The sequence below is a fragment of the Bradyrhizobium sp. Ai1a-2 genome (assembly GCF_000426245.1).
Classification (GTDB): domain Bacteria; phylum Pseudomonadota; class Alphaproteobacteria; order Rhizobiales; family Xanthobacteraceae; genus Bradyrhizobium.
Window position 1 is genome coordinate 37,625 of sequence record NZ_AUEZ01000015.1, and the last position, 20,910, is coordinate 58,534.

Below are 20,910 nucleotides of genomic sequence, written 5' to 3' on the forward strand. Positions count from 1 at the left end.
ACCAAAGCGAGTTGCAAATTGGTTCCCGCCTGCTCAATACTTTGGCAGGGAGAACGTCATGACCGAGGCAATGGAGCATTTCGATGTCCTGATTGTCGGTGCCGGGCTGTCCGGCGTCGGGGCGGGCTATCATCTGCAGCAGAAGTGCCCGACCAAAAACTACGTCATCCTCGAGGGCCGCGACTGCATCGGCGGCACCTGGGATCTCTTCCGCTATCCAGGCATCCGCTCCGACAGTGACATGTACACGCTCGGCTACTCGTTCCGCCCATGGACCGAGCCGAAAGCGATCGCGGACGGGCCGCGTATCCTGAACTATGTCCGCGAGACCGCGGCGCAGAACGGGATCGACCGCAAGATCCGCTTCAATCATCGCGTCAAGCGCGTCTCGTGGTCGTCCGAAGAGGTGCGCTGGACCGTCGAGGTGGAGCGCAAGATAGGTGAAGGCGCGGCCGAGGTCGTGCGCTTTACCTGCAATTTCCTTCTCATGTGTTCCGGCTATTACAAATACGAGGAAGGCTACACGCCGGAATTCGCTGGTGCCGCCGACTTCGAAGGCCAGATCGTGCATCCGCAGAAATGGCCCGAGCATCTCGACTATGCCGGTAAGCGCGTCGTCGTGATCGGCTCGGGTGCGACCGCGGTGACGCTGGTGCCGGAGCTCGCCAAGACAGCCGCGCAGGTGACGATGCTGCAGCGCTCGCCGACATACGTGGTGGCGCGTCCGGCGGAGGATGCGCTCGCCAACAAGCTCCGGCGCAATCTCTCGGCCAAGCTCGCCTATCATCTGATCCGCTGGCGCAATGTGCTGCTCGGCATGTATTTCTTCCAGCTCTGCCGTCGCAAGCCGGAGCGCGCCAAGCAGCTCATCCTCGGCGGCGTCAAGATGGCGTTGGGTCCGGATTACGACATCGGCACGCATTTCACGCCGCGCTACAATCCATGGGAGCAGCGGCTCTGCCTCGTGCCCGACGGCGACCTCTTCAAGTCGATCCGCGAGAAGCGCGCCTCCGTCGTGACCAGCCAGATCGACACTTTCACCAGGACCGGCATTCGCTTAAAGGACGGCAGCGAGCTTCCAGCCGACATCATCATCACCGCGACTGGCCTCATCCTGCAGGTGCTCGGCGGCGTCGAGGTCAGCGTCGACGGCCGCAAGGTCGATTTCGCGAAAACGCTAAGCTACAAGGGCATGATGTATTCGGATGTGCCGAACCTCGCTGCGACGCTCGGCTATACTAACGCGTCCTGGACGCTGAAATGCGATCTCACCTGCGAATATGCCTGCCGTCTGATCAATTACATGGACCGGCACGGTTTCAGGCAATGCGTGCCGCATAACCTCGATCCCTCGATCGAGGCGCTGCCGGCGCTGGATTTCTCGTCCGGCTATGTCCAGCGCTCGATCGCCAAATTGCCCAAGCAAGGCTCGAAGCGGCCGTGGCGGCTCTACCAGAACTACGCGCTCGACATCGTCTCCCTGCGCTACGGCAAAGTGGATGACGGCGTGATGCAGTATTCGTGACGATCCTCGCTGTTCTCGCGACGCGTACCATGGGTTGTTTTGCGTATTCGGGCCCGATGCCGAATCTGCCATTCTGCCGTGACGGTTAACGCCGGATTAACCAAGACGCCCTATGTTGCACGGCCTGTGGCTGCTGATAGCAAGAGGAAGCCCATGGACGCCCAGCGAATTGCCGTCGACGCCCTCGTGGCGCTGACCGATTGCGACCGCGACGCCGCCGTTGCCTTCATCCGCCGCTTCTACCTCGCCGGCATCAAGGACCCCAAGCGTCTGACCTTCAAGGGCCTGCAGGCGATGCGCGCCTGACGGCGCGGTCCTTTCTCGCAGGATGGGTAGAGCCAAGCGAAACCCATCGCGATGAAGCAAGCGGTGTGAAGGATGGGTTTCGCTTCGCTCTATCCATCCTACAATCTTGCTGCGTCGAAAGATGCGAACCTATGCTGTAGCCCGCGATTTCAAATGACACCGTGCGCAAGTTCATTGGTCGCCCACCCAATTCCCCGGGCTCCTAGGCAGGGACGGTTCGTCCCGCCGCTTCGCTCGGCCAACCCTGCGCGGCAATTAATTAGCTCTTCGGCGTACCGACTGCCGCAATAATTGCCAGTGCAAAAAGGATGATGCGCCATCGAGGAGAAACATGAGCTTGCGAGAAGGCGCCGCGGCCATCGTCATTGATACGGATGGTCGCTTTCTCATGCAATTGCGCGACAACAAGCCCGGTATCGTCGACCCGGGCAAGATCAGCCTCTTCGGCGGTCGTCGCGAGGGCAACGAGAGTTTCAAGGATTGCGTTGCGCGCGAGATCCACGAGGAGCTCGGCTGCTACCTGCCGCCAGAGCGCTTCGAGTATCTCGCTCGCTGGTCCGGTTCGGACCACGCGATCACGGGCGGCAACTTTCGCGCTGAGATATTTATCGTCCGGTCAGTCCCTGCTGAGCAACTAACCGTTACTGAGGGCGAGCTGAAGAGATTTACGCTCGGCGAGCTTGGTCAGATCAGGCAATCTCTCGCGCCTCTCGCTCAATTTGCGCTCGACGCCTTCTTGTCCGGTGCTGGGCCGACCGAGATCTCCGTATAGGATTCACAGCCGGGGAGCAGGAGCTCGACGGCCCGATTTTCTTTTGAAATTGCACGGAAAATTTATCTCCGTGTACAGCCGGCGTGATCCGGAGGCCTCCTCCAGGATTGGCTGCGGGACCCGCTTGCGCTATATGACAGCAGGGCGTGGTTGGGGGCCACGGCAGGGACCGATATGTTGAAGGCGCTATTCGCACCGCAGCTGGTGATCCTCTACATCCTGGCGGCATCAACGATCTATGTGCATTTCCGTGGCCGCGAGCGGTTGCGCTTTGCCCGGCAGCTCGGCGATCATTCGACCTATCTCGCGCCCTACAATGTACTGATGTATGCCGGCTCGGCCGTGCCGAATACGCCGGTGATCCCGGTCGAGAAATTTCCCGAACTCGCGAAGCTGAGCGAGAACTGGGAGACGATCCGCGAAGAGGCGGTGCGGCTGTTCGACGAGGGCTTTATCCGCGCGGCCGCGAAGAACAACGACTGGGGCTTCTATTCCTTCTTCAAGAGCGGTTGGAAGCGCTTTTACCTGAAGTGGTACGACGACTTCCTGCCGTCGGCGCGCACACTATGCCCGAAGACCGTTGATCTGCTGAATTCGATTCCATCCGTACACGGCGCGATGTTTGCGATGCTGCCGCCCGGCGGCAAGCTCGGCGCGCACCGCGATCCCTTTGCCGGCTCGCTGCGCTATCACCTCGGACTGGTGACCCCCAACTCGAACAAGTGCAGGATCATGGTCGATGGCGTGGAATGCGTCTGGCGCGATGGCCAGGCCTTCATGTTCGACGAGACCTTCATCCACCACGCCGAGAACGCGACCGACGTCAACCGCATCATCCTGTTCTGCGACGTCGAGCGCCCGATGAAGTATGGCTTCATGACCACGATCAATCGCTGGGTGAGCCATCACATCGTCAAGGCCTCCGCCACGCAGAACGTCGACGGCGAGCATGTCGGCGTGCTCAACAAGGTGTTCGGCAAGCTCTACGAGATCCATCTCGCCAGCCGCAAGGTCAAGGAATGGAACCGCAACGTGTACTATACGCTGAAATATTCGCTGACCGTGCTGATCCTCGGCCTGATCGTCGCGTCGGCGCTGCGGTGATGAAATGCGTGCGGCGGATTACGCTCAGCTGATCTGCTCTGCGGCCCTTTTCCGGATCATGCACTAGGGAAGCGCCGCACCGGCGTTGGCAACGAGCGGACTATCGGTCGGTGCAGGCGCCAGTTCGCTGCTGCTGCCCTTGGTGAGAAACTCGTTGAGCGTAGCCTGGATCCTGTGCTTCACGGAGTAAGGTCCACGGTCGCACATGTCAGTATGCCGGAATTGCGTATTGATGATGTCGATCACTTGTTTGTTGGCCTGTTCGGGCGCCGGCAACACGCCGGGATCGGTCGTGAAGTTGGGATCTTGCGAGCGGAACGACAGGATCTTGAGTCTGTGGTCAAGCACGAAGGGAACACGCAAATTGTCCAGCGTGATCACCTTTGCCACCAGTTCGGGATGTTGCTTGGCGTAGTACATGGCGATATCGCCGCCGTTCGAATGACCGACGAGGGTCAGATGATCGTAGACGGCATTGGGCTCAAGCGCCTTTAGCTTCGCGAGCACAAAGCCGATGTTGGCTTCGCCCTTCTTGTAGACGCCGAGCCTGCCCACATAGGGTAGTCCCACCCTCGTCACCAGCGGAGGGTCGGATGGAATATCCTGCTGGATGCTGGCGACCAGATATCCATCCGCAGCCAGCACATTTTCCAGGAACGAATACTCGGTGTTCTTGACCGTGTTGCCGTTGCTGATGATCGCGACCGGGAGCTTCCAGAAGCCGGCATTGGCCTTCATCTCGTAGTCCGCACGCACGGCAAGATCGACCGGCACCAGCCGGTGTCGGGTCTCATCATAGAGACTCAAGCTCTCGTGCCGAATTCCCCACTTGCTCACGCCAAAGTAGGCAGCGCCGGAGAGGGCGCAGAGACAGGCAAAAACGACAATTCCTCGCTTCATTGCTTCCATCCCGTCGTTTTTTTCTTGGTGTTAGTTTCCTGTTAATATGGGTATGCGTGACGAAAAAGGCTCTAGGTCCTGCGGCCACATTAAATTTCCGTGAACTTCTTGCCAGTGCTGGCGTCGCTGCGCCCCGCGCAGGAACGAAGCGGCGCACTTATCGCGCGTAGACGATGCGGAGTGGCGGATAACGCTACGCCAATCCGCCCTGCGATCCGCGCTCCCGTCGACTAAAGTTCTAGCCTCGATGTTCCCAATCGGTTGGAACCTTCGGCGCGTTATATCGTTTTACGATAAAACGACCCAACCGGTTCGAATTCACAGGGGGGCTTGTCCGAGGGAGATGCTCCCATGGCAACGCTCGGCCTCGACGCCACCCGACTGACTCCATCCGAGCATCAGCGCCAGCTTCGTCGCGCCGTCATCGCTTCCACGATTGGGACCGCGATCGAATGGTATGACTTCTTCCTTTACAGCACCGTCACCGGTCTGGTTTTCGCAAAGCTGTTCTTCCCGCACTCCGACCCTTGGGTCGGCACGCTGGAGGCTTTTGCGATTTATGCTGTCGGCTTCATCGCGCGGCCGATCGGTGCTGCGATCTTCGGGCATTATGGCGACCGCATCGGCCGCAAATCGACCCTGATCGCGACGCTGCTCGTGATGGGACTGGCGACCGCGGCGGTGGCCGTGGTGCCGACCTACGAGCGCATCGGCATCTGGGGCGCCGTGATCCTCACGGTGCTGCGATTCATCCAGGGCGTCGGTGTCGGCGGCGAATGGGGTGGCTCGGTTCTGATGTCGATGGAATGGGCGCGCGACAACCACTCTCGTGGATTCATCGCGTCATGGCCGCAATTCGGCGTGCCTTGCGGCCTGTTTCTCGCCAATCTTGCGGTGCTGGCGTTCAGCCAGATGGCCGGCGACCAGTTCCTCGCCTGGGGCTGGCGCATTCCGTTCGCGCTCAGCCTCATCCTGGTCGGCGTTGGCCTCTATATCCGGCTCGGCATCCTGGAAACGCCGGTGTTCTCCAAGCTGCAGACGGAGCAAAAGATCGACCGCACGCCGATGCTGACGGTCATCAAGGAGTATCCCAAGGAGATCCTCCTGTCCGCCTTTGCGCGCATGGCCGAGCAGGCGCCATTCTACATCTTCACCGCCTTCGTCTTTTCCTACGGCATTGCCACGCTGCACGTCTCGCGCGACTTCCTGCTCACCGCTGTGCTCACGGCTTCGGTGCTGTCATTCGTCTCGATCCCGCTGTTCGGGCATCTCTCCGACCAGATCGGCCGCAAGACAATGTATATGATCGGTGCCGTCGTGACCGGCATCTTCGGCTTCATCTATTTCGCGATGCTCAATACAGGATCGGCGACGGTCATCTTCCTCGCGATCGTGCTGTCGCTGATCCCGCATGACATGTTGTACGGACCGCAGGCCGCGCTGATCGCTGAGAGCTTCACGGGACGCCTGCGCTACAGCGGCTCATCGCTCGGCTACCAGCTCGCATCCGTGATCGCCGGCGGTCCGGCGCCGCTGATCGCGACCTGGCTGTTCGGCACGTTCCAGTCGTCGACCGCGATCGCGGTCTACATCGCGCTCTGCGCCGTCATCACGCTGGTCGCGACTGCGCTGATGACCGACTACACCGGCAAGGACATCAACGCGGCCGGCGCGCATGGCCGGCGGGCATAAGCAAACAAGGGAGAAACGGCATGCTGAAATGGCGGAATGAATCGGCGCTCGATCTCTACAATCTGGCAGCAGCGATCTTCCTGCTGGCCGCGCCGTGGATGTTTGTCCGCGTCAACCCCACGGCGGCGATCGATCTGCTGATAAGCGGCGCGGCGATCGCGATCCTGTCGCTGGCCGCGATCATTGCATTTTCGGTTTGGGAAGAATGGGTCAACCTGCTCGTCGGCGGCTGGCTGATCGTGTCACCATGGCTGCTTGGCTTCGAGCACACCCGCGCGATGCATTTCAGCATCGTCGCTGGCGCCGTGGTGATGTTCATGTCTCTGCTTGAGTTGTGGCTGGAATACGAGAAGACGCATCTCGGCCCGGCCGCATCGCAGGTTTCCGAACGGCACCTGAATTCGTAGGGCGGATCAGCGAAGAGCGGCGGATTACGCTGACGCTAATCCGCCCCACGAATCGGGGCCGTCATTCCGGGGCGATGCGAAGCGTCGAGCCCGGAATCCATTTCTCCGCCGTCATCCGCCGCCTGATGGATTCCGGGCTCGCGCTACGCGCGGCCCGGAATGACGGCGGAGGGCATGTGGTTGGGCCGGAGTACTACTCCGGCTGGCCGATCGAGACCTTCAGCGTGCCGACGCCGTCAACGCCGCATTCGATTTTGTCGCCGGGCTGAAGCTGGGAGACGCCGGCAGGCGTTCCCGTCATGATGAGATCGCCGGCGGCGAGCTTCACCTGCTGGGAGAGCTGCCAGATGATCTCGGGCACGTTCCAGATCAGTTCGGTGAGATCGCCCTTCTGGGTCTCGTTGCCGTTGACGGTGAGCCAGATCTTGCCCTTTGACGGATGGCCGATCTTGGAGGCCGGCTGCAGCGCGGAGCAGGGCGCGGAATAGTCGAAGGACTTTCCGATCTCCCAGGGACGCTCCTTCTTGCGCGAGGCGATCTGCAGGTCGCGGCGGGTGAGATCGATGCCGACGGCGTAGCCATAGACATGATCGAGCGCCTTGTCGGCGGGAATGTTGAGGCCGCCGCTCTTCATCGCGACCACCAGTTCGACCTCGTGGTGCAGGTCCTTGGTCAGCGGCGGGTAGGGGATGGTGGCACCGTCAGGCACCAGCATGTCGGCATGCTTGGCGAAGAAGAAGGGCGGTGCACGTTCGTCGTTGCCCATCTCCCGGATGTGTTCGAGATAGTTGCGCCCGACGCACCAGATGCGGCGGACGGGGAAGGATTTCGTCTCGCCGACGACGGGAAGGGAAGCCTGCGGTGGTGTCGGGATGACGTAGTCTGTGGCGGTCATGAAGCGCTCTCGTTCTCGATGTGGATTGGCTTAGCCGGTGACACTGATGGGTACCAGCGCGAGCGGGCGGGTGTCGTGGTGCTGCAGGCGGAAGAAGGAGGCGTAGCGGCCGCCGCGGCGGAGCAGATCGTCGTGACGTCCGCGCTCGACGATCTGGCCGCCCTCGACCACCAGGATCGCATCCGCATGCATGATGGTGTGCAGCCGGTGCGCGATCACGATAGTGGTGCGGTTCCGGCAGAGATGCTCGATCGCCTCCTGCACCTGCTTTTCGGATTCGGAATCGAGCGCGGCCGTGGCTTCGTCAAGCAGGATGATCGGCGCGTTCTTGATCAGCGCGCGCGCCACCGCGATGCGCTGGCGCTGCCCACCGGAAAGCTGCGTGCCGAGTTCCCCGACCGGCGTGTCGTAGCCGAGCGGGAAGCTTGCGATGAAGTCATGCGCACAGGCTGCCTTGGCCGCCTCCACGATTTCGTCTTCGGTGGCGCCCGGTTTGCCGAAAGCGATATTGTTGCGGATGGTGTCGCGGAACAGATAGACGTCCTGGCCAACATAGGCGGTCTGCTGGCGCAGCGAGCGCCGCGATACCGAGGTGATCGATTGGCCGTCGATCAGGATGTCGCCCTCGGTCGCCTCGTAGAAGCGAAGCAGCAGCGCCAGCACCGTCGACTTGCCGCCGCCGGACGGGCCGACCAGCGCGGTGACCTTGCCGGGCTCGGCGACGAAGCTCATGTGGCTCAGCACCGGCTCGCCGGCGCGATAGGCAAAGCCAACATCGCGCAGTTCGATCTCCGCGTCCGTCAGCCTCAAGGCCGGCTTGTCGTCGTCGGAACGTTCGCTCGCGGGGCTGTCGACGACTTCGAGTAGCATCCGCGCACCGACCAACTGGCTGTTGAGGTCGATGTTGAGCCGCGACAGGCGTTTTGCGGGCTCAGTCGCCATCAGGAAGGCGGTCATGAAGGAGAAGAACGCGCCGGGAGTCGCGTTGAGCGTGACCACGCTGTAGCCGCCATAGAGCAGGCAGCCGGCCACCGCGAAGCCGCCGAGCATCTCCATCAGGGGGTTCGAGCGGTTGGCGACGCGCGCCATCTTGTTGGCGTTGCGCTCGACGGCCGAGATGTTCTCGTCGATGCGCCGCTTCATCGTCTCTTCCAGCGTGAACGCCTTCACGGTGCGGATGCCCTGCAGCGATTCCTGCATGGTCTCCAGGATGTCGGCGGTGCCGGTGAACTGGTTGTAGGCCAGCCCCTTGATGCGCTTCACCAGCTTGCGCAGGATCAGCATCGCCGGCGGCACCACCACGAGGCCGATGAACGACAGGACCGGATCCTGGAACACCATCACGCAGACCATGGCGATCAGCATCATGAGGTCGCGCCCGATGGCGTTGATCAGCATGTTCAGGACGTCGGTGATGGATTTGGCGCCGGCGGTCAGGCGCGCCAGGAATTCCGACGAATGCCGCTCGGAGAAGAAGCCGATGCTTTCGCTCATCAGCTTGGCGAACAGCTGCCGCTGGTTGTTGGCGAGGATGGCATTGCTGATCTTCGACAGGATCACGGTGTGGCCGTAGGTCGCCACGCCCTTGATGAACAGCAGAAGGACCGTGACGCCGGAGAGACGAGCAATGGCGGCAATATCCTTGTTGATGTAGGCTTGGTTGATCACCTGGCCCAGGATATAGGCGGCGCCGGCGGTGGCGCCGGCCGCTATCGCCATCAGGGCGAATGCTTGCAGATAGTGCCGCCAATAGGCGAGCCCTTGCTCGGCGATCAGACGGCGAATCAGGATCGCCGCCCCGTAGGGGTCGTCGGTTATCTTTCTTGGAGGCTCGGTCATCCGCGTTCCCTTGACGCCGCGTTGTTCGGAAGCGGGCGCGCGTCAGCGTCAGGCGAACGACTCCTTGCCTGCGATAGAGATGTTTTTCAAGCCATATTCAGGCCAAATAACGGCTTGATTTTCAGGCCGATTCCGCCTGCTGGAGCGGCCCGCCACGCTCCAGGAACAGCTTCTGCTCCCAGGCCAGCGCATGCGCCGCGATGGTTTCCAGATCGTCGTATCTTGGCGTCCAGTCCAGCAGCGCGCGGATGCGGGTGGTGTCGGCAACCATGGTCATGATGTCGCCGGGGCGGCGCGGCGCATGGGAAACGGCGAAATTGCGCATGGAAACGCGGCGCACCGCCTCGATCGTCTCCAGCACCGAATAGCCGCGGCCATAGCCGCAATTCAGCGTGACCGAACCCCCGCCGGCACGCAAATAAGACAGCGCGGCGTGATGCGCCTCGGCGAGATCGGTGACATGGATGAAATCCCGGATGCAGCTACCGTCCGGCGTCGGATAGTCGCTGCCGAATACGTCGACCTTGGCGCGCTGGCCGGTGGCGGCCTCGACCGCGACCTTGAGCAGGTGCGTCGCGCCGATGGTGGAAAGCCCGATGCGACCCAGCGGGTCGGCGCCGGCGACGTTGAAATAGCGCAGCACGACATAGCTCATGCCATGGGCGGTCGCGACATCGTGCAGCATGATCTCGGTCATCAGCTTCGACATGCCGTAGGGCGACAGCGGTCGGGTCGGCGCGGTCTCCGACACCGGCACCTCTTCGGGATTGCCGTAGACGGCGGCGGTGGACGAGAAGATGAAGCGGCTGACGCCGGACCTGACCGCTGCGTTCAACAGGCTCTGCGTGGTCATCGTGTTGTTGCGGTAGTAGCCGAGCGGATCGCGCATCGATTCCGGAACCACCACCGAGCCGGCGAAATGGATGATGCTTTCGACGCCATGCTGGGCGATCACGCCCTCGACGAGATTTTCGTCGCCGGCATCGCCGATGAACAGCGGCACGCCTTCGGGCAAGAGGGCGGAGAAACCGGTGGAGAGGTTGTCGACCACCACGACGCTTTCGCCGGCATCGACCAGCGTGCGCACCATGTGACTTCCGATATAGCCGGCGCCGCCGGTGACGAGCACGGTCATGAATTCACTCTCCCCGGTTATTTTCCCGGGATGTTAGCGGGGTCGCGATGAAGAGGGGGTTTCGTGGCCTCAGAACTGGCCCCTATGCTTAATGTTGCGTATAGGAACTGCCGCAAAGGGGAGCCCAATGGGAGCCCAAAGGGAGCCACTGTGCCGATCGAGAACAATCCGGCCGCTGATCTGCAACTGATCGTGCCGAATCTGCACAGGCGCTATTCGGGCGTGACCGCGACCAACCGAATGGTCGCGCCAAGGCTTGCGAAGATGTTCCGAGCCGCCTGGCTAGGCTCGCATGCGCCCGAGGGCATCGCCCGCATGGGCTTCGTTGACCTCTTGAAACTATGGCGCCGCCCTGCGCCGCTGATCTGGCACGCGCGGCGCAATGACGAGATGATCGCGGGCGTGCTGTTGCGCGCGCTCGGCTGGCCGTTGAAGCTGGTGTTCACGTCGGCCGCGCAACGGCATCACACGTGGCTGACGCGCTGGCTGATCAGGCAGATGGATGCGGTGATCGCCACGAGCGCATTGTCCGCGTCCTTCCTCAAGTGCGAGGCGACGGTGGTGATGCACGGTGTCGACATCGCGCGCTATGCGGCGCCGGGCGACCGCGCTGCGGCGTTCGCGGAGAGCGGCCTGCCCGGGCGCTACGCGATCGGCTGTTTCGGCCGCGTGCGCGCGCAGAAGGGCAGCGACGTCTTTGTCGAGGCGATGTGCCGGCTGTTGCCGCGCTATCCGGATTTTTCCGCTGTGCTGGTCGGCGCCGTGGTGCCGGAGCAGCAAGGGTTTGCGAATGAGCTGAAGCGGCGGATCGAAGCGGCGGGGCTGACATCGCGGATCAGGATATCAGGTGAAGTCCCGATCGAGGAGGTCGAACGCTGGTACCAGCGGCTGACCATCTACGCCTTCACCTCGCGCAACGAGGGCTTTGGATTGACTCTGATCGAGGCGATGTCGTCCGGCGCGGCGCTGGTGGCGGCGCGCGCAGGCGCGGCCGAATTCGTGGTCGAGGACGGCGTCACCGGCGTGCTGGTGCCGCCTGGGGATGTCGATGCGCTCTGTGCGGCGCTCGAGCCCTTGATGCGCGATCCGGCGGCAGCGGCTTCGATGGGGGAGCGGGCGCGGGCACGCATGGTGGAGAAATTCAGTCTCGACGCCGAGGCGAGCGGGATCGCCGCGGTCTATCGCGCGCTCGCCTGAGCCAGCACGCGCTCGGCGATATCGGCCACGTCGGAGGCCGGAATGTCGCGCATGCAGCGGTGGTCGTTCATGGTGCAGACCGGGCGATGGCAGGGCTGACACGGCACCTGTGTCTTGGTCACGACGGTGGCGGCCAGGCCGTTGAGCGGCGCCCAGTGGTAGGGGCTGGTGGGGCCGAAAATGCCCATGGTCGGTGTACCGAGCGCGGCTGCGACATGCATCAGGCCGGAATCATTCGAGATCGCGACGCTCGCTGCGGCCATCGCCAGGATGCCGTTGCGCAAATCGGTGCCGGTCAGGTCGCGGACGCCAGCGCCGCCGACGGCGACGATCTCCGCGGCCAGCGCCTTCTCGCCGGGGCCACCGACCACCCAGACATCGAAGCCGCGCGCGGCGAGCAGCCGTGCGGCCTCGCCGTAATAGGTCCAGCGTTTTCCCGAACCGACCGAGCCGGGCGCCAGCGCGATCGCGGGGCCGCGGCCCAAACTGTTGGCTTGTCGCCAGCGCTCGGTTTCCTCGGCGGGAACCCGCAGTTGCGGGACCGGCCACTCTGACGGGAAGTGCGCGCCAACGGGCAGCGCCAGCGCCGACATCTGGTCGACCATGCGCGAGAGCTTCTTCTCGCCCCAGCGCACCTGGTTGATGAGGCCGAACCTTGCCTCACCGAAAAAGCCGACCCGCTCCGGGATGCCAGCCAGCGTGGGCGCGATCGCCGATTTCCATGTGCGGAGCATGACGAGGGCGGTTCGGTAGCCGCGGGCGCGAAGTTCCCTTGCCAAGCCGAACTGTTTTGCCACCGCTAGGCGGCCGCGCGGCAAATCCCAGACGATCTTGCCGCGGACATCAGGCATGTAGTCGACCAGCGGCGCGCAGAGCGAGGTCGTGAGCATGTCCACTGGGCGATTTGGCCAGCGCTGTTTCAGGACACGCACGACGGTATGGCCACGCACGAAATCGCCGATCCACATATAGGGGATGATCAGGATCGGGCGGGTATCGCCAGCGTCCTCGACCTCAATGCCTTGTATTGAATCAATATTCATATCTTTTATGCAGGAACCGGCGCCGTTTCGGCCTCGTCGGTAGCCGCTCTCCCTCCAGAGGTAAAGCGGGATGGAATTCTTCCACTAGGCAAGTTGCCTGCGCCGCCGGACTGGGGCAAAGCTGGCGCCGCACAAATCAGGGCAGGGATCGGCATGTTGCTGGTGACCGGCGGAGCCGGTTTTATCGGGTCGAATGTCGTGGCCGCGTTGAATGACGCCGGCCGCGCGGACGTTGTTGTTTGCGACGTGCTCGGCCATGACGGCAAGTGGCGCAATCTGGCGAAACGCCAGCTTGCCGATTTCGTGCCGCCTTCGGAGCTTTCGGCATGGCTGTCGGGCCGGAGGCTCGACGCGGTGATCCATCTCGGCGCGATCTCCGAGACGACGGCGACCGACGGCGATCTCGTGATCGACACCAATTTCCGCCTGTCCCTGCGATTGCTCGACTGGTGCACGGCCAATCCGACGCCGCTGATCTATGCGTCCTCGGCTGCGACCTATGGCGACGGCGAAGCCGGCTTTCGCGACGAGCAGACAGTCGAGGCGCTGAAGAAGCTGCAGCCTATGAATCTCTACGGTTGGAGCAAGCATCTGTTCGATCTCGCCGTGGCTGAGCGCGCTGTGCGCGGCGAAAAATTGCCGCCGCAATGGGCGGGTTTGAAATTCTTCAACGTGTTCGGCCCGAACGAATATCACAAGGGCACGATGATGAGCGTGCTGGCGCGGCGCTTCGGTGACATCAAGGCGGGCCGACCGGTGCAATTGTTCAAGTCGCATCGCGATGGCATTGCAGACGGCGACCAGCGGCGCGACTTCATCTATGTCGACGACACCGTGCGGGTGATGATGTGGCTGCTCGCCACGCCATCGGTCAGCGGGCTGTTCAATGTCGGAACCGGCACCGCACGCAGTTTCCGGGACCTGATGCTGTCGGCCTATGCCGCACTCGGGCGGCCGCCGAACATCGAATATATCGACATGCCCGAGCAGATCCGGGGCAGCTATCAATATTTCACGGAAGCCGATGTCGATCGCCTGCAGCGTGCGGGTTATAACGGCGGTTTCACGCGGCTTGAGGACGCCGTCGATGCTTACGTGAACGGCTTCCTCGATCGTCCCGACCGCTACCGCTGACCGGGCCAAGGAAAGAGATGTTCGATTTCGAAACTCTGTCGCAGGCGCTTTCCCGGCGAACCGTGCTCTGCATCGGCGACCTGATGCTCGACGAATTCGTCTATGGCGAGGTGTCGCGGATTTCGCCGGAGGCGCCGGCGCCGGTGATTGCGGTCCAGCGCAGCGAGACCAATGTCGGCGGCGCCGGCAATGTCGCGCGCAACATCGCTTCGCTCGGTGGCCGCTGCATTTTTGTCGGCCTCGTCGGCGCGGACGAGGCGGGCGCGACGCTGAAGGCGGCGCTGGTGGCCGAGAGCGGCATCGAAAGCCGGCTGGTGTGCGACAACGCGCGCCCGACGACGCGGAAGGTGCGCTTCGTCTCCGAGCATTTTTCCACTCACATGCTGCGCGCGGACTGGGAGCAGGCGCAACCGGCGGCAGGCGAGGTCGAGCAGCAGCTTATCGACACGATCCTCCCTGAGCTTGCCCGCACCGACATTGTGCTTCTGTCGGACTATGCCAAGGGCGTACTTACGGCGCGCGTGATCCGCAACACCATCGACGCCGCGCGCAAGCTTGGCAAGCGCGTGATCGTCGATCCCAAGAGCCTCAATCTCGCGATCTATCGCGGCGCGACGCTGCTCACCCCCAACCGCAAGGAATTCGCCGAGGCGACGCGCAGCCGCGCCGAGACGCCCGATGCGATCGCGGAAGCTGCCGAGGATGCGATGCGGCTCGCCGATTGCGAGGCGATGCTGGTGACGCAGGGCGAGCACGGCATGACGCTGGTGGTGCGCGACGGCGAAACCGTCCATGTGCCGGCGTTGCCGGTGAAGGTCCGCGACGTCTCCGGCGCCGGCGACACCGTTGCAGCTGCGCTCGCGCTGTCCCTCGCAGCCAACGCCGATTGGGAGACGGCGTTGCGGGTGGCAAGCGCGGCGGCCGCAGTCGCCGTGGGCAAAACCGGCACCGCGACGGTGACGCCAGCCGAACTCAGACGAAAGATCCTGCCGCATGCCTCGCTTGCGGCGGAAGAGAAGATCGTCGCGGCCGGCGGAGATCTCGGCGCCCAGCTCGGCGAATGGCGTCGGCAGGGCCTGCGCGTCGGCTTCACCAATGGCTGCTTCGACATCCTGCATCCCGGCCACGTCAAGGTGTTGACGGCGGCGCGCGGCGCCTGCGACCGGCTGATCGTTGGCCTCAACAGTGACGCTTCGGTCAGGCGCCTGAAGGGGCCAGACCGCCCGGTGCAGGACGAGCGCGCGCGGGCGGAAGTGTTGGCGGCGCTGGAGGCGGTCGATCTCGTCGCCATTTTCGAGGAGGACACGCCGATCAAGCTGATCACGGCGATCAAGCCGAGCGTGCTGGTCAAGGGCGGCGACTATACCCGCGAGCAGGTAGTCGGCCATGAGATCGTCGAAGCCCATGGCGGCGAGGTGCTGCTGGTCGACATCCTGCCCGGCTTCAGCACGACCTCGCTGGTCGCCCGCGCCCGCGGAGGAAAGGCGTGAGCACAACGGCGGGCTTTTCCCCCGCAAGCGCGGCGCTGCCGGCCTGGCGCAACCCTGCCGCCTGGACCAAAGCGGCCGACATCGTCGCCGTGCTGATCGCGCTGTCCCTGCCATGGTCGACCTCGCTGGTCGGCATCTTCGGCGCGGTGTTTGTGGTCGTGGTCGCGCCGACGCTCGATCTGAAGTCTTTCCTGCAATCGCTGCAGCGGCCGATCGTGGCGCTGCCGATCGCGCTGTTCCTGCTCGCGGTCGTCGGCATGCTGTGGTCGGACGCGCCCTGGGGCGCGCGCACCTATGCCGTGAGCCCGACGGCCAAGCTCCTCGTGCTGCCGTTCCTGCTTTATCATTTCGAGCGCTCGACGCGCGGCATGTGGGTGTTTACCGCCTTCCTGGTCTCCTGCACGCTCCTGGTGGTGATGTCATGGCTGGTGTTCCTGCAGCCCAGCCTGTCGCTAAAGCCGCCTATTGACGCCGAGCGCGGCATCTTCGTGAAGAACTACATCGACCAGAGCCAGGAGTTCACGCTCTGCGCGGTGGCACTGGCCTATCCCATCGTCACCCTGCTGCGCGCGAAGAAATTTGCGCTGGCCGGCCTGCTGGTTGCGATTGCGTTGAGCTTTTTCATCAACATGGCCTTCGTGGTCGTCTCGCGGACAGCGCTGGTCACCGTGCCAGTGATGTTTGCGGTGTTCGCGCTCCTGCATCTGAGATGGCGCAGCATCCTGATCATTGTCGGAGCGGTAGCAATATTGGCGGCGGTCGCCTGGCAGGCCTCGCCGCAACTGCGCTTGACCGCGGAGACCTTCAGCAGTGACTATCGGGAATACAAGGAGCAGAACCGAGCGACCTCGATCGGGCTCCGGCTCGAATACTGGCGCAAATCGCTGGGCTTCATCGCCGATGCGCCCCTGATCGGCCACGGCACCGGCGCCACCCGCGGGCTGTTCGCGCAGGTCGCGACCCATGAGGCTTACAAGGCGACCAGCGACGTAGTCGGCAATCCACACAACCAGACATTGAACGTCGCAGTGCAATGGGGCATAGTTGGCGTCGTCATCCTCTATGCCATGTGGTTCTGGCATCTACGACTGTTTCGGGGCGAGGGGCTGGTCAACTGGATCGGGCTCCTGGTGGTCGTGCAAAATGTCTTTACCTCGTTGTTCAATTCGCACATCTTCGATTTCCACGAGGGCTGGATGTACGTGCTCGGCGTCGGCGTCGCGGGCGGCATGGTATTGAAGGCGAAATCGGACGGCTCGGCCGCAAGACCCTTGAGCCCGGCCACGCCATGATCTCTGGCATGCACGCTGCATATGGGCTATCAGCAGCCCCGAACGCTGTTGCAGACTTCTTGGTCCTTGGCCCGTCCATCACATGACGCGCTTCTCTCAACTCACGGCACGCAACTTCCTGATTGTGATGCATGACGCGATTGCGACCGCATTCGCGCTCCTGGCGGCGTTCTACCTCCGCTTCGAAGGCGATCTGCTCACCGATCGCCTGCCGCTGTTGCTGCGCATCCTGCCCTGGTTCGTCGCCTTCAGCGTGATCGTCTGTTATGTTTTCAATCTCACCACCTCGAAATGGCGTTTCATCTCGCTGCCAGACGCCCTCAACATCCTGCGCGCCTCGGCGGTCCTGACGCTGGCGCTGGTCGTTCTCGACTACGTCTTCATCTTCATCGCGCCGAGCTTTCATGGAACCGTGTTTTTCGGCCGCATCACGATCATCCTCTATTTCTTCCTGCAGGTGTTCTCGCTGGGCGCACTTCGCTTCGGCTACCGCTATTTCCGCTACTCGCGCACGCGCCACCATGCCCGCACCGAGGACGCGGCGCCGACGCTCCTGGTCGGGCGTGCGGCAGATGCCGAGATCGTGCTGCGCGGGATCGAGAACGGCGCAATCAAGCGGATCTGGCCGATCGGCGTGCTTTCGCCGTCGAATTCCGACCTCGGCCAGCAGATCCGCAACATCCCGGTGCTCGGCGGCGTCGACGATGTCGAAACCGTGATCCGCGAGTTCCAGAACCGCGAGAAGCCGATCAAGCGGGTGGTGATGACGCCGTCGGCGTTCGAGCCCGACGCGCATCCGGAATCGGTGCTGATGCGGGCAAGGCGGCTGGGCGTGATGGTCAGCCGCCTGCCATCTCTCGAGGGCGGCGATGCGCCGCGGCTGACCAATGTTGCGGTCGAAGACCTCCTGCTGCGCCCGAGCGCGACCATCGACTATGTGCGGCTGGAAGGGCTGGTGAAGGGCAAGAGCGTCATCGTCACCGGCGGTGGCGGCTCGATCGGCGCCGAAATCTGCGACCGCGTCGTGACGTTCGGCGCCGCCCGCCTGCTGGTGCTCGAGCATTCCGAGCCGGCGCTCTATGCGGTCACCGAGGCGCTCGCGGCACGCGGCGTCCAGGCGGCGGTGGAGGGCCGCATCGCCGACATCCGCGATCGCGAGCGCGTCCTGCGGCTGATGCGCGAATTCAAGCCTGATATCGTGTTCCATGCGGCGGCGCTGAAACACGTGCCGATCCTCGAGCGCGACTGGAGCGAGGGCGTCAAGACCAACATCTTCGGATCGGTGAACGTTGCGGACGCCGCACGCGAAGCCGGCGCCAAGGCGATGGTGATGATCTCCACCGACAAGGCAATCGAGCCTGTCTCGATGCTGGGCCTGACCAAGCGCTTTGCCGAAATGTATTGTCAGGCGCTCGATCACGATCTCGCCGTGCAGTTCGGCGACAAGCCCCATATGCGCCTGATCTCGGTCCGGTTCGGCAATGTGCTGGCGTCGAACGGGTCGGTGGTGCCGAAATTCAAGGCCCAGATCGAGGCGGGCGGTCCGGTCACCGTCACGCACCCCGACATGGTGCGTTATTTCATGACCATCCGCGAAGCCTGCGATCTCGTGCTGACTGCGGCCACGCACGCGTTGACGCCGGCGCGGCCCGACGTCTCGGTCTACGTCCTCGAAATGGGCCAGCCGGTCAAGATCGTCGAGCTTGCCGAGCGGATGATACGCCTGTCCGGCCTGCAGCCCGGTATCGATGTCGATATTGTCTTCAGCGGGATGCGGCCGGGCGAGCGGCTGAACGAGATCCTGTTTGCGAGCGAGGAGCCGACGGTCGAGATCGGAATCGCAGGCATCATGGCGGCCAAGCCGAACGAGCCGCCGATGGTGACCCTGCGCAAATGGCTCGCCGCGCTGGAAGAGGCGATCGCCAAGGACGATCGCGCCACCATCCGCGCCGTGCTCAAGGATGCCGTGCCTGAATTCGGATCGAACGCCGCGTGATCCGGTCCTGATCCGCGAGACCATCGATGCAAAAGCCCGGAAAAGTCGTCGTCGTCAGTCAGCACTATCCGCCGGACCAAAGCACGACTGCTGCGATCATGGCTGCGATAGCAAACCGCCTCGCGAAGGAGGCGGACGTGCTGGTGGTGTCGGGGTGGCCGGGCTCCGCGTCGAAATCTGCAGCCGATCGGCCGGCGGTCGAGGAGGTCAAGAACTGGATGCCGGGCAAGGCCGCGCTCCTCAAGCGCGCCGCCGCGGAGCTGCTGTTCACCGCGCGCATCTTCTTCGCCCTTCTCAAACGACTTGGGCCCGGCGACGTCGCTCTGACCGTGACGGCCCCTTTTGTGTTGCCTTACGCCGTCGCCGCCGCGGCCAGATTGAAGCGCGCCCGGTCGATCCTGATCATGCACGATCTGTTTCCGGAGGTGCTCGTCCTGAGCGGCCTGCTGAAGTCGGGCTCGATCGTCACCAAAGCGATGCGCGCCATGAACGGGCTGATGTTCCGCGCGTTGACCACCGTCGTCATCATTGGCCGCGACAGCGAGAAGTTGCTGCTGAGCTATCGCGGCATGACGCGGGACAAGATCGAATTCATTCCGAACTGGACCACCATCAACCCTGCGGTTCGCCCAGTTGCGGCCGACAATCCCTTCCGCCGCGCGCTTGGCGGCCGCTTCATCGTCGGCCTTTCCGGCAACCTCGGATTTACGCATGATCCCGTGATCGTGTTCGAGGCGGCTCGCCAGCTGAAGGATGATCCCAGCATTCATTTCCTGCTTTCGGGCTGGGGGATGGGCTTCGACGAACTGAGGTCGATGCAGTCCGAAGCGAAGCTAGCCAATATCACGCTGGTGGACCGCGTTGCTGACGGAGAACTGCAGGATTTCCTGTCGGCCGCCGACATCTGGCTCATTCCTTATCGCAAGGATGTCGCCGGCGTCTCGGTGCCGAGCCGGTTCTACAATCTGCTTGCGGTCGGCCGGCCGGTCATCCTCATATCCGAGCCGGATGCCGAAGCCGCGCTGACGGTCGCCGAGCACGATCTCGGACGGGTTGTGATGCCGGGCATGCCGGCGCAATTGGCTGAGGCGATCCGCGCTGCATCGCGAACTCCCGATCCGACGCTTCCGGAGCGCGCCGTCGCGGTGGCGAGGAGCTATAGTCCTGAGCGTGCCTTGACAGGATATGCGGCCCTCATTCAGAGATTGATCGGTACAGCAGTATCGGAGTCGCGGTCGTGAGCAATGACCAGCCCGTGGTGTTGGTGACCGGAGCGAGTGGGTTCGTCGGCCGGCATATGTCGCCGGTGCTGGCGCGCAACGGTTGGGACGTGCGACGCGCCGTCCGCAAGCCGACAGGCAGCGCCGACGAGGTGACGATCGATTCGATCGGCCCCGTCACCGACTGGGGGGCCGCGCTCGCGGGCGTCGATGCGGTCGTGCATCTGGCGGCGCGCGTGCATCACAGGCGCGAGGAACACGCCGTCGAACTCTATCGCATCGTCAATCTTGAAGGCACGTTGCATCTGGCCCGTTGCGCGGCCAATGCCGGTGTCCGCCACTTTATCTTCGTCAGCACCGTGCTGGTGCACGGCCGAAGCACCGACGGCCGCACGCCATTCAGCGAGAACGACGTCCTGACCCCGCGCGGCCTCTATGGAATGTCGAAAGCGGCGGCCGAATCAGGATTGAGGCGTTTGGCGCAGGGCAGCCAGATGAGGGTCACGGTCATTCGGCCGCCATTGATCTACGGGTCCGGCGCCAAAGGCAATCTAGCTTTGCTCGAAAAGGCGATCGGTCTCGGCATCCCGCTCCCGTTTGCGGACGTGCGCAACCGTCGTGCGTTCGTCTCGGTGGAGAATCTGACATCATTCGTGCTGCATCGGCTTTCTCATCCCGATGGCCAGTTCAACATTTTCCTTGTCGCGGATGACGAGCAGGTGTCGACGCCAGAATTCATCGAGCTGCTCGCCGCCGCAGCAGGCAAACCGGCGCGCCTGTTTTCCATGCCGCGGCTGGTTTTGAGTTCATTGTTCAGCATTACCGGCCGCAACGAGGCCAATGAGAGCCTGTTCGGCTCGCTTGAGCTGGACCTGTCCAAGGTCGCCTCCACCGGCTGGCGGCCGCTGATCGGCCTCAACGAGGGCTTGAAGCGCGCCTTGCGCGGTTTCGACCACTGATCGA

18 protein-coding genes are annotated in these 20,910 nt (G+C 63.2%); 13 read left to right on the plus strand and 5 right to left on the minus strand.

Annotated elements, in window-relative coordinates:
• Positions 1 to 58 precede the first annotated feature (58 nt).
• From K288_RS0112800 to K288_RS0112815, 4 genes are all read left to right on the plus strand, one after another.
• Positions 59 to 1,525: an NAD(P)/FAD-dependent oxidoreductase gene (locus K288_RS0112800; protein WP_027579907.1), complete on the plus strand. Its 1,467-nt coding sequence runs from the start codon at positions 59 to 61 to the stop codon at positions 1,523 to 1,525.
• 153 nt (positions 1,526 to 1,678) lie between these two features.
• Positions 1,679 to 1,831 carry a hypothetical protein gene (locus K288_RS54095; RefSeq protein ID WP_165435298.1) on the plus strand — a complete coding sequence of 51 codons (153 nt, stop codon included), beginning with the start codon at positions 1,679 to 1,681 and terminating at the stop codon, positions 1,829 to 1,831.
• A gap of 337 nt (positions 1,832 to 2,168) precedes the next feature.
• A complete protein-coding gene (locus K288_RS45405) occupies positions 2,169 to 2,603 on the plus strand; it encodes an NUDIX domain-containing protein (protein ID WP_201449677.1) in 435 nt (144 codons plus the stop codon).
• 174 nt (positions 2,604 to 2,777) lie between these two features.
• On the plus strand, positions 2,778 to 3,707 hold the full coding sequence (locus tag K288_RS0112815; protein ID WP_027579908.1) for an aspartyl/asparaginyl beta-hydroxylase domain-containing protein: 930 nt from the start codon (positions 2,778 to 2,780) through the stop codon (positions 3,705 to 3,707).
• A gap of 63 nt (positions 3,708 to 3,770) precedes the next feature.
• On the opposite strand, the gene K288_RS0112820 is transcribed toward K288_RS0112815, so the two are convergent.
• A complete protein-coding gene (locus tag K288_RS0112820) occupies positions 3,771 to 4,607 on the minus strand; it encodes an alpha/beta fold hydrolase (RefSeq protein ID WP_027579909.1) in 837 nt (278 codons plus the stop codon).
• Positions 4,608 to 4,958: 351 nt separating this feature from the next.
• Between K288_RS0112820 and K288_RS0112825 the strand changes: the two genes are divergently transcribed.
• On the plus strand, positions 4,959 to 6,299 hold the full coding sequence (locus K288_RS0112825) for an MFS transporter (RefSeq protein ID WP_027579910.1): 1,341 nt from the start codon (positions 4,959 to 4,961) through the stop codon (positions 6,297 to 6,299).
• 20 nt (positions 6,300 to 6,319) lie between these two features.
• Positions 6,320 to 6,706, plus strand: a complete 387-nt coding sequence (locus tag K288_RS45410) for an SPW repeat protein (protein WP_051334515.1) — start codon at positions 6,320 to 6,322, stop codon at positions 6,704 to 6,706.
• A 193-nt stretch (positions 6,707 to 6,899) separates the two neighbouring features.
• On the opposite strand, the gene K288_RS0112835 is transcribed toward K288_RS45410, so the two are convergent.
• From K288_RS0112835 to galE, 3 genes are all read right to left on the minus strand, one after another.
• Entirely contained in the window at positions 6,900 to 7,601 is a 702-nt protein-coding gene (locus K288_RS0112835) for a fumarylacetoacetate hydrolase family protein (protein ID WP_027579911.1), read from the minus strand.
• Positions 7,602 to 7,631: 30 nt separating this feature from the next.
• The gene (locus K288_RS0112840) at positions 7,632 to 9,440 is read right to left on the minus strand and encodes an ABC transporter ATP-binding protein (RefSeq protein WP_027579912.1); all 1,809 of its coding nucleotides are present in this window, start codon (positions 9,438 to 9,440) and stop codon (positions 7,632 to 7,634) included.
• A 121-nt stretch (positions 9,441 to 9,561) separates the two neighbouring features.
• Positions 9,562 to 10,575, minus strand: a complete 1,014-nt coding sequence (gene galE, locus K288_RS0112845; RefSeq protein ID WP_027579913.1) for a UDP-glucose 4-epimerase GalE — start codon at positions 10,573 to 10,575, stop codon at positions 9,562 to 9,564.
• A 156-nt stretch (positions 10,576 to 10,731) separates the two neighbouring features.
• On the opposite strand from galE, the gene K288_RS0112850 reads away from it, so the two are divergent.
• A complete protein-coding gene (locus K288_RS0112850) occupies positions 10,732 to 11,772 on the plus strand; it encodes a glycosyltransferase family 4 protein (protein ID WP_027579914.1) in 1,041 nt (346 codons plus the stop codon).
• On the opposite strand, the gene waaF is transcribed toward K288_RS0112850, so the two are convergent.
• On the minus strand, positions 11,754 to 12,815 hold the full coding sequence (gene waaF, locus K288_RS0112855; RefSeq protein WP_027579915.1) for a lipopolysaccharide heptosyltransferase II: 1,062 nt from the start codon (positions 12,813 to 12,815) through the stop codon (positions 11,754 to 11,756). The two genes, K288_RS0112850 and waaF, sit on opposite strands and share 19 nt — an antisense overlap.
• A 153-nt stretch (positions 12,816 to 12,968) precedes the next feature.
• Between waaF and rfaD the strand changes: the two genes are divergently transcribed.
• The 6 genes from rfaD to K288_RS0112885 all read left to right on the plus strand — a co-directional run bounded on the left by rfaD (position 12,969) and on the right by K288_RS0112885 (position 20,906).
• A complete protein-coding gene (gene rfaD, locus K288_RS0112860; protein ID WP_027579916.1) occupies positions 12,969 to 13,949 on the plus strand; it encodes an ADP-glyceromanno-heptose 6-epimerase in 981 nt (326 codons plus the stop codon).
• A gap of 17 nt (positions 13,950 to 13,966) precedes the next feature.
• Entirely contained in the window at positions 13,967 to 15,439 is a 1,473-nt protein-coding gene (gene rfaE1 / locus K288_RS0112865; protein ID WP_027579917.1) for a D-glycero-beta-D-manno-heptose-7-phosphate kinase, read from the plus strand.
• Entirely contained in the window at positions 15,436 to 16,731 is a 1,296-nt protein-coding gene (locus tag K288_RS45415; protein ID WP_051334516.1) for an O-antigen ligase family protein, read from the plus strand. Before rfaE1 ends, K288_RS45415 begins: the two co-directional genes overlap by 4 nt.
• A gap of 82 nt (positions 16,732 to 16,813) precedes the next feature.
• The gene (locus tag K288_RS0112875) at positions 16,814 to 18,727 is read left to right on the plus strand and encodes a nucleoside-diphosphate sugar epimerase/dehydratase (RefSeq protein WP_027579918.1); all 1,914 of its coding nucleotides are present in this window, start codon (positions 16,814 to 16,816) and stop codon (positions 18,725 to 18,727) included.
• 26 nt (positions 18,728 to 18,753) lie between these two features.
• Positions 18,754 to 19,968 (plus strand): glycosyltransferase family 4 protein, encoded by a 1,215-nt coding sequence (locus tag K288_RS0112880; RefSeq protein WP_027579919.1) that lies wholly within the window; start codon positions 18,754 to 18,756, stop codon positions 19,966 to 19,968.
• Positions 19,965 to 20,906, plus strand: a complete 942-nt coding sequence (locus tag K288_RS0112885) for an NAD-dependent epimerase/dehydratase family protein (RefSeq protein ID WP_027579920.1) — start codon at positions 19,965 to 19,967, stop codon at positions 20,904 to 20,906. Before K288_RS0112880 ends, K288_RS0112885 begins: the two co-directional genes overlap by 4 nt.
• Positions 20,907 to 20,910 lie beyond the last annotated feature (4 nt).

What these genes read in the sequence shown, in the direction of transcription:
- K288_RS0112800 (WP_027579907.1), top strand. Translation starts at nt 59, where the DNA reads ATGACCGAGGCAATGGAGCATTTCGATGTCCTGATTGTCGGTGCCGGG.
- K288_RS54095 (WP_165435298.1), top strand. Translation starts at nt 1,679, where the DNA reads ATGGACGCCCAGCGAATTGCCGTCGACGCCCTCGTGGCGCTGACCGAT.
- K288_RS0112815 (WP_027579908.1), top strand. Translation starts at nt 2,778, where the DNA reads ATGTTGAAGGCGCTATTCGCACCGCAGCTGGTGATCCTCTACATCCTG.
- K288_RS0112820 (WP_027579909.1), bottom strand. Translation starts at nt 4,607, where the DNA reads ATGAAGCGAGGAATTGTCGTTTTTGCCTGTCTCTGCGCCCTCTCCGGC.
- K288_RS0112825 (WP_027579910.1), top strand. Translation starts at nt 4,959, where the DNA reads ATGGCAACGCTCGGCCTCGACGCCACCCGACTGACTCCATCCGAGCAT.
- K288_RS45410 (WP_051334515.1), top strand. Translation starts at nt 6,320, where the DNA reads ATGCTGAAATGGCGGAATGAATCGGCGCTCGATCTCTACAATCTGGCA.
- K288_RS0112835 (WP_027579911.1), bottom strand. Translation starts at nt 7,601, where the DNA reads ATGACCGCCACAGACTACGTCATCCCGACACCACCGCAGGCTTCCCTT.
- K288_RS0112840 (WP_027579912.1), bottom strand. Translation starts at nt 9,440, where the DNA reads ATGACCGAGCCTCCAAGAAAGATAACCGACGACCCCTACGGGGCGGCG.
- galE (WP_027579913.1), bottom strand. Translation starts at nt 10,575, where the DNA reads ATGACCGTGCTCGTCACCGGCGGCGCCGGCTATATCGGAAGTCACATG.
- waaF (WP_027579915.1), bottom strand. Translation starts at nt 12,815, where the DNA reads ATGAATATTGATTCAATACAAGGCATTGAGGTCGAGGACGCTGGCGAT.
- rfaD (WP_027579916.1), top strand. Translation starts at nt 12,969, where the DNA reads ATGTTGCTGGTGACCGGCGGAGCCGGTTTTATCGGGTCGAATGTCGTG.
- rfaE1 (WP_027579917.1), top strand. Translation starts at nt 13,967, where the DNA reads ATGTTCGATTTCGAAACTCTGTCGCAGGCGCTTTCCCGGCGAACCGTG.
- K288_RS0112875 (WP_027579918.1), top strand. Translation starts at nt 16,814, where the DNA reads ATGACGCGCTTCTCTCAACTCACGGCACGCAACTTCCTGATTGTGATG.
- K288_RS0112880 (WP_027579919.1), top strand. Translation starts at nt 18,754, where the DNA reads ATGCAAAAGCCCGGAAAAGTCGTCGTCGTCAGTCAGCACTATCCGCCG.